The 19,094-nt window shown below is 41.6% G+C and carries 13 protein-coding genes; 8 read left to right on the plus strand and 5 right to left on the minus strand.

Annotated elements, in window-relative coordinates:
- Positions 1-20: 20 nt before the first annotated feature.
- The 4 genes from O0V13_RS18705 to O0V13_RS18720 form a co-directional block, all read right to left on the minus strand.
- Complete coding sequence (locus O0V13_RS18705) at positions 21-1,028, minus strand: FecR family protein (RefSeq protein ID WP_268036519.1); 1,008 nt, start codon at positions 1,026-1,028, stop codon at positions 21-23.
- A gap of 189 nt (positions 1,029-1,217) precedes the next feature.
- Positions 1,218-1,886: an RNA polymerase sigma factor gene (locus O0V13_RS18710; protein ID WP_268036520.1), complete on the minus strand. Its 669-nt coding sequence runs from the start codon at positions 1,884-1,886 to the stop codon at positions 1,218-1,220.
- A 375-nt stretch (positions 1,887-2,261) separates the two neighbouring features.
- The gene (tnpC, locus tag O0V13_RS18715; protein WP_268036521.1) at positions 2,262-3,371 is read right to left on the minus strand and encodes an IS66 family transposase; all 1,110 of its coding nucleotides are present in this window, start codon (positions 3,369-3,371) and stop codon (positions 2,262-2,264) included.
- Positions 3,361-3,618 carry an AAA family ATPase gene (locus O0V13_RS18720; RefSeq protein ID WP_268036522.1) on the minus strand — a complete coding sequence of 86 codons (258 nt, stop codon included), beginning with the start codon at positions 3,616-3,618 and terminating at the stop codon, positions 3,361-3,363. The genes tnpC and O0V13_RS18720 overlap by 11 nt, the downstream gene beginning before the upstream one ends.
- Positions 3,619-4,022: 404 nt before the next feature.
- On the opposite strand from O0V13_RS18720, the gene O0V13_RS18725 reads away from it, so the two are divergent.
- The 6 genes from O0V13_RS18725 (at position 4,023) to O0V13_RS18750 (ending at position 13,704) form a co-directional block, all read left to right on the plus strand.
- Positions 4,023-7,139 (plus strand): CHAT domain-containing protein, encoded by a 3,117-nt coding sequence (locus O0V13_RS18725; protein ID WP_268036523.1) that lies wholly within the window; start codon positions 4,023-4,025, stop codon positions 7,137-7,139.
- 54 nt (positions 7,140-7,193) lie between these two features.
- A complete protein-coding gene (locus tag O0V13_RS18730; protein WP_268036524.1) occupies positions 7,194-8,381 on the plus strand; it encodes a serine hydrolase domain-containing protein in 1,188 nt (395 codons plus the stop codon).
- 69 nt (positions 8,382-8,450) lie between these two features.
- On the plus strand, positions 8,451-9,008 hold the full coding sequence (locus O0V13_RS18735) for an RNA polymerase sigma factor (protein WP_268036525.1): 558 nt from the start codon (positions 8,451-8,453) through the stop codon (positions 9,006-9,008).
- A complete protein-coding gene (locus tag O0V13_RS18740; RefSeq protein WP_268036526.1) occupies positions 9,008-9,736 on the plus strand; it encodes a hypothetical protein in 729 nt (242 codons plus the stop codon). Before O0V13_RS18735 ends, O0V13_RS18740 begins: the two co-directional genes overlap by 1 nt.
- A gap of 63 nt (positions 9,737-9,799) precedes the next feature.
- Positions 9,800-12,313 (plus strand): hypothetical protein, encoded by a 2,514-nt coding sequence (locus tag O0V13_RS18745; protein WP_268036527.1) that lies wholly within the window; start codon positions 9,800-9,802, stop codon positions 12,311-12,313.
- A 212-nt stretch (positions 12,314-12,525) separates the two neighbouring features.
- Positions 12,526-13,704 carry a hypothetical protein gene (locus O0V13_RS18750; RefSeq protein ID WP_268036528.1) on the plus strand — a complete coding sequence of 393 codons (1,179 nt, stop codon included), beginning with the start codon at positions 12,526-12,528 and terminating at the stop codon, positions 13,702-13,704.
- Between the two features lie 230 nt (positions 13,705-13,934).
- On the opposite strand, the gene O0V13_RS18755 is transcribed toward O0V13_RS18750, so the two are convergent.
- Positions 13,935-16,367 carry an ABC transporter permease gene (locus tag O0V13_RS18755; protein WP_268036529.1) on the minus strand — a complete coding sequence of 811 codons (2,433 nt, stop codon included), beginning with the start codon at positions 16,365-16,367 and terminating at the stop codon, positions 13,935-13,937.
- 634 nt (positions 16,368-17,001) lie between these two features.
- Here O0V13_RS18755 and O0V13_RS18760 point away from each other — a divergent pair.
- Together O0V13_RS18760 and O0V13_RS18765 are read left to right on the plus strand one after the other, a co-directional pair.
- Entirely contained in the window at positions 17,002-17,994 is a 993-nt protein-coding gene (locus O0V13_RS18760; protein WP_268036530.1) for an SDR family NAD(P)-dependent oxidoreductase, read from the plus strand.
- Positions 17,995-18,157: 163 nt separating this feature from the next.
- The gene (locus O0V13_RS18765; RefSeq protein WP_268036531.1) at positions 18,158-18,982 is read left to right on the plus strand and encodes a helix-turn-helix domain-containing protein; all 825 of its coding nucleotides are present in this window, start codon (positions 18,158-18,160) and stop codon (positions 18,980-18,982) included.
- Positions 18,983-19,094 lie beyond the last annotated feature (112 nt).

The raw sequence follows: 19,094 nt of genomic DNA on the forward strand, positions 1-19,094 counted from the left end.
AATCCATTGGTTCTGTTTTTTTAAAAGGTAATTGTTACGTTAGTTCCGTTTATTTCATAGGCGAATTTTTTTGAATATTGAAGGTCTGTTAAAATATTTTTCAGGGTTTGATTTTGGTAAACAGTGGAGACCTGCCAGTCCTCTGGTGCATTGCCCTTAACTGTTATATCCACTCCAAACCATTTTTCAAGTCCAGAGGTAATAGCCTGGAAGTCTGCATGGCTAAACACCAGTTTTCCTACCGTCCAACCAATCACCTCTTCGGACTCAAAGGCTTGCTCGAAAAACTTTCTGGTTGCTAAATTGATGAGCAATTGATTCCCCGGACTCAGAGTGGCAAGCTTGGAACTTGTCTCAGACTCATTGATTCTGACTTTACCTTCAATCAGAGAAATCCCGATTTGATGGGGGTCAAAAGCATTGACATTAAAAGCGGTACCCAAGGCTTCGGTTTCGATTCCCAGACATTCCACGATGAATGGCTTATTGGCATCCTTTGCCACTTCAAAAAATGCTTCTCCATTAAGGACAACCCTTCTTTCCCTCCCTTCAAAGTTCTCCTGATATTTAATGCTGGAACTGCTATTCAAGAAAACCACTGTTCCATCAGGCAACAATACTTTTGTTTTTTGTCCTGGAAGATTCTCCCTCAAAATAAAAGTAGAAGCCAATGCAGTTGAGTCCTCTTTTTCTGTTTTTCCACGATCAGCTAAGTTCAAAACCCAGAAAAATGAAACAGAAAAAATAAGGATAGCCGCAGCATATCGAAACACCTTCCTCCAACTCATCAGTTTTTTGGGTTGCTCCTGCATAGCAGCGGCCCAAATCTCATTTGCTTTCGATTCGACATGTGTGAACAATGGTTCAGGAGTATCCTCCTTCCACGTTTTCCCTAGATTTTCTATGAGTTTTAGATTCTCCTCATTTAGACGGCCCCATTTTTTAAGTATATCCAGTTCCTCCTCAGTGGCAGTTTGCATGAGCCACTTAAGAAGTATTTCATCGATTTTATCCTTCTGTACATCCACATCTTAAAGACAAGCAAAAGAAGAAAAGGGCGTAATGGATAAATGATTTTTTTCAAAAAAATAATTCAATGACCAATACATTAACCAAATAAGCCATTGAATACAGTAGTTTTTGAACAATAATATTCCTCTGGAAAGGAAACGAAGTAAAAATAGAAAATCGAAAAAAATAAAATGGATGGAACAATCTTAAAAATTGGAATCAGTACCAGTTAATATATCAAGTGCACCAAAAATAAAAACTCCCAGATGGCCGAGTTTGGTACCAATAGGAATAATTTTGGCATCTGCATGATGTAAGGAAAGGTATTCCTGAATTTCGACTCTGATTTCCCTAATAGCTAATTCAAGGTGTTTCTTTACGGTTTTGTCAGCAATTTCCAACAATCTGGCAGTATCCTTAATACTCAATCCATCGTCTTTGACCATTTTATAAACCAATTTTCGTTTATGGGGCAACCGATCCACGCAATTTGCTAATTTCTCGCGCAATTCAGCAGTCAATAGCTGTTCTAGTGGCTGTGTATATTCACCGGTTTTACAATCCTGAAAATCCAAAGGCAAAAACAAGCTTTCTTTTCGCTTATTTTTTTTGAGTTGGTTGAGGCACTGATTTTTTATTGAGGAATATAGATATCCTTCAAAGTTCTCTATCTTCTTAAGATCTTTATGATTCTTTAGTAACCTGATAAAAACCTCTGAAACCATATCTTCTGCTTCTCCATAATGGGGCAAAAAGCAAATTGCAAATGAAACAAGTTTTGCATGGTACCTTTTAAAAAGTTCGGAAAATGCCTCTTGATCAGAATGATCCGATATCCTGGAAAGTAGCACTTGGTTGGTTATTTGAAAGGGCATTTCAATGCTTTTTATTTTTTGGCACACTTTAGAACCCCCTTAAAGCATCAAATTATCTAAACTTTAGTCAAAGCCAGAGATTCAGCGTAGCTTGTAATTGTCAGAGTTCTTCATGAAAAGAATAATCCAAAATATGACAATAATCACTTAATACACCATCCTGCACCATACTGAAGAAGGAATTAAATGACTGTAATTCAACTAGGTTTGGAAACTATCCATTAGCAACAACCCAGTCCTTGATTGTCCTTTTCTTTCAAATCCATTGGGCTTAAGAATTAGCCTTGCCATCATTTCTATAATTTCCGAATGTTCAGCCCAGGCCATTTCAATTTATGATAGCCAACGTTTGTATCCGCCCGAGCAACTGCATCTTTACTTATCCTGATTTATTTCTAGGGAAAGTTTGTAGTTTTTCGGTAGGAGTTCTTTTATTTTTTGGATGTTGGTGTCCATGATATGGTCAAAGACAAATTTGAGCCACTGTTGAGGATTAACATCTTCGATCTTGCACATGGCAAAGAATGAGTAGATCATTGCTGCCCGCTGTGCTGCATCATGGGACCCTGCGAACAGGTAGTTTTTCCGACCTAAAGCCGTTGGGCGAATTTTATTTTCACAGGCATTATTATCTATTTCCAGCATCCCGTCCATCAGGTAATTGGTCAGTTCTTCCCAGCGGGTCATGGTGTAGGCCATGGCCTTTCCAATGGCACTTTTGGGCAGGACCTGCACATAGTTTTCCTTTAGCCAGTTGGAAAAGGCGTCCAATACAGGCAATGCCTTGTCCAGCCGATAGGCCTTTCTGTCTTCCGAGCTTAAGTTCTTTTCCCTGCAGTGGGCCTCTACCTCATAGAGCTTTTTGATAAAAGTGAGTGCCAGCTCTGCCTTAGCCCTGTCGTTTTGCTGCGCATCGAAAAATTCTCTTCGCGCGTGCGCCCAACAGCACAGATGGGTCACTCCGTCCTGTTTTCCATACTGGCCATATACGGCATACCCATAGCTTTGGAGATAGCCTTTGAAGCCTTCCAATATATAATCCTTCAAATACTTTTTCAATCGGCTTTCTGCACTTACACAATCATTAAAAGAAGCCTGTGTGAATTCAAAATGGAGCAGAAACCAAATTTCAATACAAGGTTGATTGATAATAACCGTGACATTTGAAATAGAATTCAGGTGGCTCATATACTTTAAGAATTCCTCAAGAGGTCTGGGATGCCCTCTCCTCGCCTCCCGTGTTTCTTTCAATATGACATCCATATCCACGATCCAAATCACCTGATCATAGTCTTTGGATAGACGATCAACTTTTTCATACTGTTCTGAAAGTGACTTTCGCTGAGGAATTTCAGGCTTGATTTGAAATTTGGAACTGGGTTCATTTCGATTAAGCATGGTAAGGTACCAGGCCTCGGTTTCACCATCTACCACCACAGCGACCTTAGGCTTTCCCCTTGCAGGTAATTTCCTTTTATTCCTCATCAGTCAGGTTTATATAAAAATCCCCTGTATTAGGCACTCCTCCCAACTTTCCTATCTTATAGGCATTATAAACATTACTGGTATTTCTGATTACGGAAGAATCAAAATCACTCAATGAATAGAGCTCAGTTGCACTCTCTTCATTTTTATCCGTAAACCAAATGGCATCATTTCTATAGATATCCCTGTTGTCCAAAATCTCCCGGTTATGGGTCGTAGCTATTAACTGGGAATTCTTGGTATTCATCTGGAAAGAAAGAATAAAATGATTGTACAGATCAGGATACAAGGATTAAGGAAGCTGCTTTAATTCTCTGGAAACAAATTCTGCCTTAGTTGAAAAAACCTGCAAAATCCAGTTTGGTGGATTATTTGAATTGCGAAGTTCAAAAAGGTTTTACATCAATTCTCCTAGGCAACTGATGCTAGCTCAATTAAACCACCCTTAATTTAGGCCACCATCTGAATTAACTAATTGCACTGGGTTTGTAGATCAAACAGATTTTTCGATGACTTTTTTTATCTTATCCGATGTGTGTTTGATAGTCCTATTTCCCTTTTGAGATGCGCCCTTTCACTTTTCTTATCCTCTTTTTACTTTCAACTGCCGTTTTCAGCCAGGAAAATAAAAGGCTGGCGAAATGGGAACAAATGCTTGAAGCAGGAAAACCTCATCTTGCATTGGCTGAAATCAAAGAGTTTACCCAAAGCCTTATCACTCAGAAGAACTATGACAGCTTACCTGAGTATCTGGAGATATATGGAAGGACACTCTTGGCTAATTATGAGGAGAATGAATCCACTGATCAACTCATGGCTGGTTATAAAAACTGGGAAAGTTTATCAGAAGAACCATCTTTCAGACGAAGATTAGCGAAAAGTCTGGCCAATTGGCATGAATACACCGGAAATACCACGGCAGCCTATGAACAAACGCTTGTAGCTCTTCACTGGGCAGAAAAAGAATCCCCTCCACCTAGGGAGGTATTCAGCTCCCTTTATCTAAACCTAGGAGGCCTGGCAATCCAGAACATGGATCTTCCCGCTGCCAAAAAACACCTCAATCAGCTACTCCGCTTAGACCTATCTCCCGTGGATCCGGAGAATATCTATTTTGCCAACAGCTACTTGGGAAATATTGCCTATTTCAATTCCAATTTGGATTCAGCAGCTTTTTATTACCAACAATCAATTGAGGCAATTGATCAGCTGGATCCCATACCTAGAAATCAATTTTACCGCAAGAGTATAATTTTGAATAATCTGGCAGGGGTGCAAATGGCCCAAAGTGATTTTGAAGCTGCTGAGCAGTCCATGAACCAGACCATCAGTGCCCAGGAAAAATACCTGGCAATTGACCTGGAGCCAACCGAGCGTCAAAAGGTTTTGCAGGGCTATTTCAGATCAATGGACAATCTTGCCGGATTATACAGACAATTGGGTATTTATCACCGCGCAAAACAGCTTTTGGAATTTTCTTTCCAAAGGAAGTCTGAGGAATTTGGAAGCCAGGATCTGGAAACGGCAAAGTCCCGGGTATTATTGGGTCAGGTCTATTTCGATATGCTTCAAATCGAGTCGGCAAGGGAGTTTCTACAGGAAGGTCTCAGCAGAATGCAGGACCTGGATGAGGAAAGTAGCTACTGGCAGGCTGATGGGATCCATACCTTGGCCAGAATGGAAGATTATTTACAACATGAGGAGTTGGCTGATTCCTTATACCGGAAAGCTAACAGTATTTTTTATCAGGAACTTGAAGGGGAATACGATGTGATTTACCTGGATTTCCTGAAAAACTTCAGCAAGTTTCTGGCTGAAAACAAAAAAATAGAAGAGGCCATTCAATGGTCCAGCCTGGCGAGAAATTACCTATCGAACGTTGGTTCCGATAATATTCAGCTTGAGTATAACCAACTGGTCAATCAGGCATCGATTTATGAGCTGGGAGGAAATCATCAAATGGCCCTGGACTATACCTCAGAGGCTTTAAAGAAGCTAGATCAGCTTGTATCACGTAGTAAAACCCCCAAGGATTCACTTCAGGCAATGTTTCAAAAACCCCAGACTATTCTCATCCGGAACCGGAGCAGGTATGAGCTGGGGAATAAGGAAGAAGTACTTTTACGTTCGATCGAGCAGGAATTACAAGAGGGTTTACAGCTCATCGATTCTCAGTCAGATTTCCTGTTTGAACCATCGGATGTGAGCATCCAGCTGGATTATAATCAAGAGTACTTTGATTTTCTCGAGAAAATAGAACTTGAACTCTACCGGCAAACAGGAAACAAGGGGTATTTGGACCGGCTTCTAGCCTATCACGAGCACGCCCGCTACCGGCAAATCCGTTCCCGTCTTCAGAAAGACCAACAAGTTCAATTTGGCGGATTGCCTGCCAAAATTAAAGAAAGGGAAAATCTCTTGAAGGACAACCTATTTCAGTCATTACAATCAACCAAGACTGACCTCTCTTCATTTGCAAAAGCAAATGGAGAATGGATGGCCTATCTGGATACGTTGGAGCGTTTTTATCCTAAGTATTTCCAACTCCATTTTGAAACCAGTGAGAAGGTCCTTTCCCGAGTTTTTTCCAGTTTAAAAGCAGATATTACCTACCTAAGGTACCTTCAAATTGATGGGGAATGGATCCTATTGCTGATCCGGCAAAATGAAAAAGAATTATTCCCCTTGAAATCCCAGCCCCTATCGGAGGCCTTGAAATTGCTTGCCGAACAATCCTTCCAGAACAAGTTTCAGCCGGCCTTGCTCCATGAGCTATATCAACTCCTTTGGAAACCCGCTGCGGCATCCATAAAGACTGAGCGCATAGCCGTTATTCCCGAAGGGTTGCTGTTTAACCTGAGCTTTGAAACGCTTCCCAAAGCACCCATTCAAAATTGGATGGAAATGGAAGATCAATTTTTGCTAAATGACCATAGTTTCTCTTACCAGTACAGCTTACTTTTTTTGGATAATCCGATCAATGAGGATTATGAAGATCAGCTGATTGCATTTGCCCCTGGATTTTTTGACAGGATGAAGCAGACTTACACAGCATCCTTCTTAGATAAGCAATTTCTGGATATGGAGTATTTAAAGTTGCTTCCACAACCTTTCACCAGAAAATTAGTGGAAGATATTTCATCCAAGTTTAGGGCAAGAACCTATTTGGAACATGGTTCTACACTGGATAATTTCAAGAATGAAGCCGGCCAATCCAAAATCATTCACATCGGCACCCATGCGATTTCAAGTAATGTAAATCCTGGAGATTCTAGGTTGGTTTTTGCAAAATCAAAGGAAAATCCGGTGGAGCCCAATGAGCTTTTTGCACGTGAAATCTACAGTCTTGATCTGAGTGCCGAGCTGGCGGTTTTACTGGCATGTGAATCCGGCAAACCCTCCTACTCTCCTGGGGAAGGGATGATTTCTCTCGCTCATGCGTTTAATTATTCCGGAACCAAGGCCCTATTGATAGGACTTCGGAAAATAGATGAGCAAGCCAGTGTTGGCATTGCTGCTGATTTTTATGATTACTTAAAAGATGGAATACCCAAAGATAAAGCCTTGCGGCAAGCCAAACTGAACTACCTGACCAAAGCCAAAGGAAGGGCCATCGATCCGGCATTTTGGTCCGGCTTGATCCTTTTGGGAGATCCTGAGCCTGTGGCTTTGGAAACCAAGCGCCCTCTTTGGCTTATTTACGTAGCCTTTCCTCTGTCTCTATGGGTGTTTTTCTGGTTTTATAGAAAAAAAGTGGCAGGTACTTGATGACTTGTTTTATAGGCTTCCGATGTAGAGGAAAGAACCATAACAATTCGACAGATGAAAAACTTATTCAAGCACTTTTTTCAATTTTTAGCCCTTGCCATCCTTGTAGTTAATTTCGCATGTTCAGGCGGTTCTGACCCAGACCCCAATCCTCAGCAAACTGAAGAACAGGAAGATATTGCCGTCATAGACAGTCAAATCGAGGAGTTTATTTCAACCTATTCTATTCCGGGTGCGAATATAGCCCTTGCAAAAAATGGCAAATTGGTCTATCAAAAAGCCTATGGGATAGCAGATATGGCTCAGGGGTCAGAAATGGAAACAGGAACCCAAATGCGGGTGGCAAGTGTCTCCAAAAGCTTTACCGGGCTGGCTATAATGCTTTTGGTCCAGGATGGTGAAATCAGTCTGGATGACAAGGTTTTCGGAGATGATGGAATCCTCGGTTCTGAATTCGGAACCAAAGCATATTCATCCAGAGTACTTCAGGTAACCGTGAAGAACCTCTTACAGATGACCACAGGAGGCTGGGTGGTCAACGGGGACCGGGATGCCATAGACTATGAACAAAACAGGACAAACGAGGGCTTTTTTAACTGGATGATGGATAATTCTAGTTTGAATTTCGATCCAGGTTCACAGTATTGGTATATCAATACCAATTATTTTGTGGCTGCTCGCATTGTAGAGAAAGTCTCCGGAAAATCATTTGGGCAATTTGTCAATGAACGAATCACAACTCCCCTTGAAATGAAGTCCACTACGCTAGGGAAAAACGGAATAGCAGGAAAGCTAGCCAATGAAGCTGTGTATTATGGACAGGGAGGTACCAAAGGACATGAATACAATTTCAATTTGGAACGAAGAGATGGAGATGCCGGGATTGTAACCACCCCTTCGGATCTTCTGAGATTTGTCATGGCCATAGATGGAAATCCTTCCAAGCAGGATCTTTTGCAGGCTAATTATTACAGCCAGTTTATTCAGGGCTCAGCTGCAAATCCAGGTTTTGCCAATGGGATAGCCCTATCAAATCAATTTAAATTCTTCTATGGAGCTTTACCAGGCACCAGATCCGCCTACATGTTTCATTCCAACGGCATGGCGGCAGCGGTCATATTTAACGGAAATGCAGATTATACAAAATCGAATTACAATGCCTTTGCCGGTGCACATGATGAGTTAATGGTGAGTTTGGTCACTAAGAATTTAGATGTTTTCAAGAACATAGACCAATTCTGATAGGAATAGAGGGCTGAGAATCTTGGGATAAAATAGATTTACTAGTATCTTTTTGGCAACAAGCAAAGTATGCCGAAAGTATCCATCAATCATTTATCACAAGAGGAACTCATCCAGGGGATCAAGGAGAACCATAAGGATACGATAGCTGCATTCTATACCGAGGTTTTCCCCAAGGTAAAAAGCTATATACTTCAAAATAGCGGTGATGAGGATCAGGCCAAAGATATTTTCCAGGAGGCATTTATGGTGGCCTGGCAAAAAGTAAAAACCGGAGAGTTTCACCCACAGAATGCTACAGCAATGCAGGGATTCCTCTTTCAGGTTTCCAAAAACAAATGGTTGGACTGGTTGCGCTCCAGCCGTTTTAAGAGAGAAAGTTCCCTGGATGCTAATTCAATGGATGTGGCAGATTCGGAGGAAGAGATTTTACAGGAAGAAAGGCTGAGCAAATTGGAAAAGGCATTTCAAAAGTTAGGAGAAAGTTGTCAAGAGCTTCTTCAACAGTTTTATTATCAAAAAGTATCACTGGAAGACTTGGCGGAAAAGTTTGGATGGACAACCCAAACCGCCAAAAACAACAAGTATCGCTGCATGGAGAAACTCCGGAAAATCATTAAAAACTAATGGGCAAAGAACTACATATTGACCCTTTTGAGTACGAACTCATCGAGGCAAAACTTGATGGGGAGCTGAATGATGAGCAGCTTCAGGCATACCGTGATCGGGAGTCAATGGATCCGGATTGGAAAGAAAAAGTGGAAGAGGTAAAAACCCTTCGAAAGGATATTGAATCCTATCTTCTGAAGACAGAACTGAAAAAAATCCACGAAGAGGCGTTTCCTAAAGCTGCTACTAAATCCAGAAGACTTTCTCCATGGGTCTGGACTGTGGCGGCTTCGGTTGCGCTGATTTTTATGGGCTGGCTGGGCTTTCAAACTATTTTCAATTCTTCAGATGAAAAGCTCTTTACGGCCTATTACCAGACTGATCCCGGATTGATCACGGCCATGTCCGGTACAGATTCCTATGAATTTGACCGGGGAATGGTGGATTTCAAAGAAGGAAAGTATCAGGAGGCCTTGGCGCTATGGGAGCCACTGCTGAATCAAAACCAGGAAGCCGACACCCTCCGCTATTTTGTCGCCATGGCAAATATGGAGTTGGAACACTTTGAGCTGAGCCAAACCCTGCTTGAGAAACTCGTAAATGGAAATCCTTCAGAGTTTACAGAAGATGCTAAATGGTACTTAGGCCTGCTATACCTGAGAAAAGGTGAATCCGAGAAGGCCAAAGCTATTTTTGCCGAATCCAATAGAGCTGAGGCAAAGGCTATTTTGGAAGAATTAGACTAAATTCTTGCAACAACTTGATGACCTTTTAAACTGAGTTCGATGAGTCATTAAACTACTTGTCGAATGAAAAAGCTAATCTTTTTGTTTTTTGTCGCTCTGACCCTTTCCTGTCAGGATGACACCGAGCCCACCTCTCCTACTAATCCACCCACTGGGAATTATAAACTTCAGGATATACAAATCCTTTTGCCGGAAGGGATCAATTTTGATCTGAAAGGCGCTGAATTGGTATCCTTTGGAGAAAGTTTTCCTGTCGGCACTGATGGGAAGACCCAGGCTATTTCCCTAACGAATACCGGACACCTTGCCTATCTATTTGATGAAAAGGATCAGTTGGTCTTGGCAGGTTATCTATCAGATGAGCAGAAAACACTGAGCCCGGCCACGACCGCAACCTATTTAATTTATCTGGCTTCTGGATATTGGCTGAGTGAGGAAGATCTGGCTAGCCCATTTTTCAAAAACATCGGAGAATTTGAAGCAGTAAAAGCTTGGCAGGAAGAATTTGAAAATCTTTGGAAAGCCAATCCGGGGCTCCTTACCGGGGAATCCTATCTAGAACCCTTGAATGAGTTGATGAGGGAAATAGCTCCAAAGCCCAATGAGTTGGACATCAGGGCAAGAATAGAAGAACAAACCCGCGTATCGGATATTTCAATGGATGAATCAGATATCAAAAGCGGTATTCAGGTATTTGAGGCAGAACTTGGAAAAATTGCCATCAGTAACTATTACCGTAGACGAGCCCATGCATTTTTTTATAAGATGAAGACCAAAAAAACCGATGGTTCAGTTGTTGAGCATTTAACGAACATAGGAAAAGGGACAGGTTCAGAATTGGACTTCCCTGTTAATGCAACCACTGGGTTTACGACTGCTTCAGGAATAATGGGAGGAGCCATAGACGGAAGTATCGAAAGTGCAGATGTGGTGACCACCGAGCCTAAATCACTTTCCCTTGCCGAAAATGAAGATGAAAAAACCTTTCGGGTTCGCGTCGTCGGCGCTGGAGGGGTGAATCAGACCATCCAGCTCACTGATACAGAACAGATCAAACAGATCCGCCTTTCCATGGAAACCTTTGTTTTGGACTTTTTCCTACCCATCGGTATGCAAATGGTAGGCTGGAAAGGTGAACTCAACTCCGCAGGATTCAATGTGGGGGACGGTCCTTTGGTTTCATTTGTGGATCAGATGGAGGTCATCATCAATGCCAGTCCTGCCACCTATGACAAGCTAAAAGCAGGAGACTACAAAGGTGCGCTATCGACTTTCTTGACCTATCTGTCATCAGAAGGTTCTGGTAACAAGTATTTTGAACAGGTATTGACTGATGTAATCATTGTGACAAAGTATTTGGCCTCAAAAATGAACATTGATATTCAGGGGGTTTCTGAAAATTTGGATACCAAAGCCATCGGTAAGTTTAGCCACATTTTAAAAATCGTGAACACTGTCGTGGCAGGACAAGATTTGGCAAGGGTTTCTTTTGGTATCGCCATGTCAAAAAACATAGAAGAATGGACTATCCATGCCCGGTCTGCCCAAGTCAGCCTGCTACCAGCCGAAGCGATCGTTTCCAGCCGTGGCCATCAGGAAATCAAAGCTGAAATCAAAAATCTGGAAGAAGAGGGCGGCGATAATTTCCCCTATTTTAAATGGAGTACTTCTGGCAAATACGGCTATATCCAAGACGCTAAAGGCAACAAAGGAAAAAGCTTTGACAGTTCGGATAAGGAGATCCTATACTATTCCGAAACCAGTGGATCTGATCTACCTGAAGAGAATAACTTTGAATACGTTTATGTAGAAGCCTATTACAAAAATCAACTTATCGGTCGGGATACGACTGTTTTGAATCTCAAAAAGAGCTCCTACATGCTCAAACCTGGAGGATTGGTGCTCTCCGGGAAGGAAGACCTGATCAATTCTGCCAAACTCTTTATAGAACCTGTCAATCAACGGGATGTAGACTTTGCCGGCAAAAAAGTAGTATGGTCCACAGAGGGAAAACATGGTCGGTTTGCTTCCCTGGACGGAATTTCGAACGTAATCACCACCTATGATACCAACACCATGACCTATGTATGCTCTGATAAGGAAACTGAAAAAGGAACAGAAACTGTCAAAGCAAGGATCTATGAAAAATCAGCAGTGGATGGAGACTATTTTCTTTTTGAAGAGTTGACTCTTGAAATTGAAATCGATAATTCGGACAACATAAAAATTGTAACAGTGGATTTGCAGGTAAAATCTTTCCAGAACCAAACCGGTAATTATCTGAATTGCGGATCTGGGGTGCATTTTTTGATTGAACCTGTGGAAAATGCCATTTCTTATACTGCAAAGATTATAGACTTCTCTCCAGGAGCAAATGTCATGATTGGTAGATCTTCTACCTGGAATGCCTCCAAAGCGCCAGATGAAAATGGTCAATATGAATTCAGTTATGTATTTGTCAAATCAGGAAGCCGGCCGGAAAATCTTGGATGGCCCGACTGCGGGGGATTTGCTGCTGAAGCAGGAAAATATTCAGGAAAAGCCCAGGTTGTAATCCGTCTGAAAGATCCTGGTTAAGAATTTTGCGAATTTCCAATCCATCCAATGAAAGTCCTCGGTTCCCCTAGAATCGAGGATTATTTTTTTAAACAAAAAGAAAAAAACGTGATGACTTTCTGAATCAAGAGCGATGAATAGTAAAACAAACATCTTAAGAAATCGAGCTTTCCCAGACAGGCTTTTCCATCAGCTTGATTTCCCATGACTTTTAAAAGACAAAAATGAATCATATGAAAAAGCTACTCATTGGAATATTGGTAATAAGCTTCAGTTTTTCATCCTTTTCTCAGACCTCCTATTATTATCCGCCAGGATACTTTGGATTATTTAGTAATCAATCGACCAGTGCCCGGGCACAAGGAATGGGATTCACCACACTCACCAAACCGGGAATCGAAAATTCATTTTACAACCCTTCCTCGATCGGAAATTCAAAGGCACCTATTCAGGTCTACGCCAATTACGCGAATGGGCATTCTTACAGGCCCAAATCCCGGTATTACTTTGCCGGCGGTGCTTTTAAAGTAACTGATAAATTCACGGTTGGACTTTCTTATTTCAGCTATCAAAACCCGGACCCTGTATGGACCACCATCATAGGATGGCAGACATTTGATACAGATTTCTTCTCCCAGCGGGCAATATCCCTGGTCGCAGCTTACGAAATCATGGAAGGCCTGCAGGCAGGGCTTAGTGCCAACATGATGCAAGAAAATGCGGTCAATGGGGAGAAAACCAATTCCGATTTTGTTCCTAGTCTTGGCCTTCAATATGAAAGAGCCATTCAATTCTTCAAGTCTGAAAAAATTAAAAACCAACAATTGGTTGGAGCGATGTCTCTTTACAATTTCATATTTCAGGGAAAGACTTCCCAAAGTTATCAGGACGCTAATGCTGAAGGATATTTACCGATCATTCTCCGTTTAGGAGGAGGTTATTCATTCCAGCTTCCCCTAAAACTTCAACTCATTCATGACAAAAGCTACTTTAAAGGAACCGCTCAAGCGGTAGATCTGCGTTTGGATCTACAGTACCAAGACTACCTCCCTGGCGGTCCTGAGAATATCACAGACCATGAACTGAACACCTCCTTTGGCATAGGTGCCGAAGCTTGGTTTTTTGAGCGAATCGCACTAAGGATGGGTTATTTCACAGAAAAAGGCCCTTCAGGAGAACAGGAGGACGGAGACTTATGGGTAACAGGTAATCGGGCAGGTTTTTCATGGGGATATGGCACATTGATCCCCACTTACTTGCTAAGCAAAGAAAAAATCCCTTTTGACATGGAGGTCAACTTTGTCACTGGCAAACAAATCACCTCTTTAAATGAAAAGATTTATACCCACCCGGCAATTTTCACAGAAAACACCTTCCAGTTTTCTTTTGGTCTCAATTTGCTTTGGAGGTAGCTCTATCCAATAGAATTCATTTTCATGAATCACACCCAATGGTTCATTCTTTAAGGTATTGTTATCTTAAGGAGTTGATAGCAGGTCTCTTCCTTTGTTTTTCAATAAAATGGAAGCTTCTCTATCCGCAACTCTATTTCAATCCCTATGAAAATATTCTCTCAATCCAAAGCCCTTGTAGTAGGCACTCTTCCCAACTTTCCTATCTTATAGGCATTTGGCAATCATTTCTACTCCGATCTTAATGAATGAATAGGGTTGATGTGTGCGGTCCAAAGAACACGGACACTGACTGTAGCCAGTGCCAAACTCCCCGCCAGGAAACCTGCTCCTGCAAACATCCACCATTCCAGGGAAATTTTATAGGCAAAATCAAGGAGCCAGTGATTCATCAAATACCAGGCAATCGGTGATGCTATCAATAAAGAAACCAGGAGCAGTTTGAGATAGTCCCAAGAAAATATCTGAACAATACTGACGGCCGATGCCCCTAAAACCTTCCTTACCCCTATCTCTTTCACCCGCTGCTCTGTTGCATGCACAACCAATCCAAAAACTCCCAAACATGCCAAAAACAACATCAGACCACTGAAAAAAGTAAAAAGTTCAGCTTGACGATGTTCTTTATCATATTGCTTCTTCACCAAATCATCAACCCATTCAAACTTGAATGGTTTCACATCATAAAATGACTTCCAAATCGCCCCAACAGCACCGAGGACCTGTGACTCGGTGCCTTCTTTAAATTTGATTAAAACAGAAGCATAGTTAAAATCATTGTTTGCCATGATGACAGTAGGCTTGATCGGATCCCTCAAAGAAATACTATGAAAATCACCTATGATTCCAACAGGAGTTTCTTTCAAATTGGGCACTGATCCTCCCAGATCTGCTACTTCCAAAAGCTCCGCTGTACTTTGGGTCATCAGAATTACTGAAGACATCTTATCCGTATCCTCCTTTTCTTCCAAAGCAAGTAATGTACTCTGGCTGTTGTCTCTTTGTTCAAAATCTCTTCCTTCTATAATTTCCATTCCCAAGACTCTGGGCAGATCTATATCTCCAATAATATATTGAACCGGAATGACCTGATCCGGATCTTGTGGGTATTGAATTCTTTTTGTCATAGAAGCAGCCCCTTGGGTAGGTACCCAATTACTAAGGCTCACAGCTTCTACACCCGCTATCTTTTCGATTTGTTGTTTTAGCTCAGTGGATTTCCCTTCTGTTGCAAAGGAGGAAATACTCAGGATATGAGAGGGGTCATAGCCAAGATCCTTTTCCTCCATGTAGCGCATTTGAGACCAAACAGTCACGGTACCGATTAATACTAAAATGGCAAAAACAAATTGGGTAGCCACTAGACCTTTTCGAATAAAGGAAACAGAGATACTCCCACTCCTTCCAAAACTATTCTTTAAAGCATTGCCTACCGGAAAACCAGCCACCATCCAGGCAGGATATACTCCTGCCAGTATCCCCATCAGTAAAACACAGGTAGCAAAGCCTAATAATAGAGGCATATTTTCGAATAGTCTTGTTTCAAGCTGGTGACCGAGGAGCTCCTCCACTTGGATCAAGCTCAAGGCATATAAGGCACTGGCCAAAAGGGCTGCAATTAAAAAGAACAGCAGACTTTCATACAAAAACTGTGAAACCAGCTGACTCTTACCGGCACCCAATACTTTTCGAACCCCAATCTCCCTGAATCTTTTGATGGATCTAGCGGCACTGAGGTTGACAAAATTGATAAAAGCAATCGCGAGCAAAAGGATGGCGACCCCTGAAAACAAATAAACATTGGCAGGATTCCCTTTGACTTCCTGACTGGCAAAATCTGATTTGAGATAAATATCCTCGATGGGTTGAAATTCATAGGTATTGACTCGTTGCTTCACTTCCTCAGAGGCATCTGTGATATAATTCTTATACCAGTCATTGACCTTTTCGGTAAATGCTGGAATGGCTGTATTGGAGGAGACCAGGATCATTTGTTCATCAAAATAGCCCCAACCTTCTTTGCTCAAGGGCATATCCGAAGGTTTGGAAATTTGGATCCCATCAGCTCTCAAATAGCTATTGGAAGGTATGTCTGCGATAATTCCCGTAATCAAAAAAGGCCTGGATTCAGAGAGATACGGAGAGACTAATTGAATTTCTTTCCCTACAGGCGACTCATTGGGAAAATGGGTTTCCACAAAGGATTCGGTTACTACCAAATTCCCGATTCCTGACCTGTAGCGCTCAGGAGCTCCCTGTACAATATTAAAATCAAGCATGTCCCAAACATTGGTATCTGCCTGAATCAAATTCATCTCGATAACATCCGTGCTGTTTGCCTCTAAGCGGAAATTGTAATTCCCTTTCGATAGGCTCCCAGATGCTTCGACTTCCGGGAAATTCTCTTGTAAGGTGGCTCCCAAGTTCACAAATGAGGACTCTGATTTACCTTCCATCCCTTCTGAAGTTTCCACTGTCAGAATACGGTAAAGCCGATCCTTTTTTGCCCAGAAACTGTCATATGAAATTTCATCCAAAACTACTGTAGCAACCAATAAGCAGGAGGTCAACCCTATGGTCAATCCAAGAATATTAATGAAAGAATAGGTTTTGTCAACAATTAAATTCCGCCAAGCGATTTTGAGATAATTCCTCCACATCATAGTTTATGTTCTGTTTGAAATCGGGATACAACTCCCTGAAGATTTTGAGATTTTCCATTTCTATGCCATAAAAAATCGCCTATGAAATAAGCCAGAAGTTCTTTTTTGTAGGAAGGTTGAAAAATTAGCGAACAAAATCGTTCGATTTTGGGCAAAGAATCGATAGAGACTTCAATCTTGTCAGACTTTGGCCTTCTCTCCTACCAATTCCTGCAATGGAGTTTTCCCCTTTTAACCACTCTAAAACTATTTTGATCATTTCCTCTACAGAGAACTTTCTACGGGTTTGCCTTTTAATCTCTTTGACAATTGCTCCAACAGTTCTCTTTTTTCTTTATAAATTCTGCTTTTTCAAATCTAAAAAGCAGATGAACCAGATAAAAAATGAAGTAAGCCTCGAATAAAAAGAGAAAAGGCTTTGAAAAACTCTTAATCTAAGCTAATAGTCATTTAAAAGTCTCCCAGGAGTCACTACCAATAGAGAATAAAGAAACCTTCAAAAACAGAGTCATTTATTCTATTAGATCATCAAACCATTACTGACCTTTTGAACAAAGTAACCTTGAACTTTTAAACAAAGTCCCCGAGTTCTTATCCACCTACTTTTGCTTCATCACTATTTTAAACTAAGACGATGAAACAAACTAATTATCAGGGAGCCTTACAGAAGCCGATTGGCTCAGGCTTTTCAGCAATTTCAAGTACGGATGAAGTGATCCAAGGAATGGATCTTACAGGAAAGGTCGCTATCGTGACCGGTGGTAATACCGGTATCGGACTGGAAACCAGTAAAACATTGGCTCATGCAGGAGCCTCAGTAATCGTACCGGCACGAGATCTGGAAAAAGCCAGGCGAAATCTGGATGGAATCCCCAATATTGAAATCCACCCCATGGATTTAATGAATCCGGATTCTATAGATGCCTTTGCCGAAAGCTTTATTGTTTCAGGAAGCCCCCTTCACCTCTTAATCAATAATGCAGGGATTATGTGGGTTCCAATACGAGTGGATAGCAGGGGAATCGAATCCCAACTGGCCACCAACTACTTGGCACAGTTTCAATTGACAGCCAGATTATGGCCTGCACTTATCAAAGCTAAGGGAGCCCGCGTTGTTAATGTTTCTTCCCAGGGACATCAATTTGGGACCTTTCATTTCGAAGACCCCAATTTCAAGGCTCGTGAATACGATACGCTTCAGGCTTATGGTCAATCTAAAACTGCCTGTAATTTATTTTCTATGGAACTGGATAAGCGAGCCCAGCCATATGGCGTTCGGGCGTATAGTCTCCATCCCGGCTCTATTGGGGGAACAGAATTGGCCAGAGAAGCCCCTTTGGAATTATTTCAAAAAATGGGTTTTGTGGATGAACAGGGTATGATGAAGCCAGAAGTTTTGTCTTCACTGAAAACTATCCCCCAGGGAGCTGCCACTACAGTCTGGTGTGCCACTTCCCCTCTATTGGATGGAATCGGAGGTGTTTATTGTGAAGATGTAGAAGTTGCTTCCATTGCACATGAATCAACAATGGGACCGGGAGTCAAATCCTATTCTCTCAATGAAGTGGATGCCCAACGTCTCTGGACTTGGAGTGAAAAAGCTTGTGGAATCTCTTTTTCAATTTAAGAAAGATGATTCCTCTCTAAGGAGCCATTATTCTCAACTCAATTAGTGAAGGGGGGATCCACCCTTTCACTGATTTGGGGTTGAATGGACTTTTAAACAAAGTGCTATTCGGGATAATCATTATATTTATTTGTCTGATTTTATTTTTTTACATTCAAGTGGGATGCAATACCAAGCAAAATACATCACTGATGAAATCAAACTTTCCTGTTATGAGGATACCTTTTTCAAATCCGATGTGATGTTCGGTCAACATATGTTGATATGGTTTATTTCCGGAGAAACAAAGATCGTCCAGGCAGACGCTTCCTATGTTTTCAGAGAAGGGGATATTTTTCTGATTCCCAGAAATCAACTGGCTACTATTTTGAATTACCCCAAGGATGGAAAGCCCCATCAAACGGTCGTCATGCATTTATCCACAGACCGTATACGGGAGTATTATGCTCCTTTAGAAGCTAAACCCAAAAGCAAGGAAACGCCTAAAATCTATCATTTCAGCAACCACCCCTTGCTTTCCAGTTGCCTCTCTTCTTTGATTCCCTATTTTGAAATGGATGACCTCCCTCCGACCCTTGCTTCCCTCAAAATCACAGAGGCCATCAATATTCTCAGAACTGTGGATCCAGGCATTGATCAGGTATTGGCAAACTTTGAGGAACCCGGGAAAATTGAACTGGCTGAATACATGGAAAAAAACTTTATGTTTAACCTCCCTCTTGAAAAATTCAGCTACCTGACCGGAAGAAGCCTCTCCACTTTTAAAAGGGATTTTGTCAAGGTATTCGACACTACTCCGCAACGCTGGCTTACCCAAAAACGGCTGGAGTTGGCCCATTATCAGATTACTGAAAAGCTAAAACGCCCCTTGGATGTCTGCTATGAAACAGGGTTTGAAAACCTGTCCCACTTCTCCCATGCCTTCAAAAAACATTTTGGCTACGCTCCTTCCGAATTGCTGAACAAGCAACAAGACAATACCTTGTAACGGTGCTTTCAAACTTTGGGATAGATCTGGAAGTTTTGAAGTCAAGTCCCTTTATTCTCCCTTCCCTTACTCAGGCTGCAGATTAGATTACAACTTTCATCTCAAATTTTAC

The sequence above is a fragment of the Algoriphagus sp. PAP.12 genome (assembly GCF_026652115.1).
Taxonomy (GTDB): Bacteria; Bacteroidota; Bacteroidia; order Cytophagales; family Cyclobacteriaceae; genus Algoriphagus.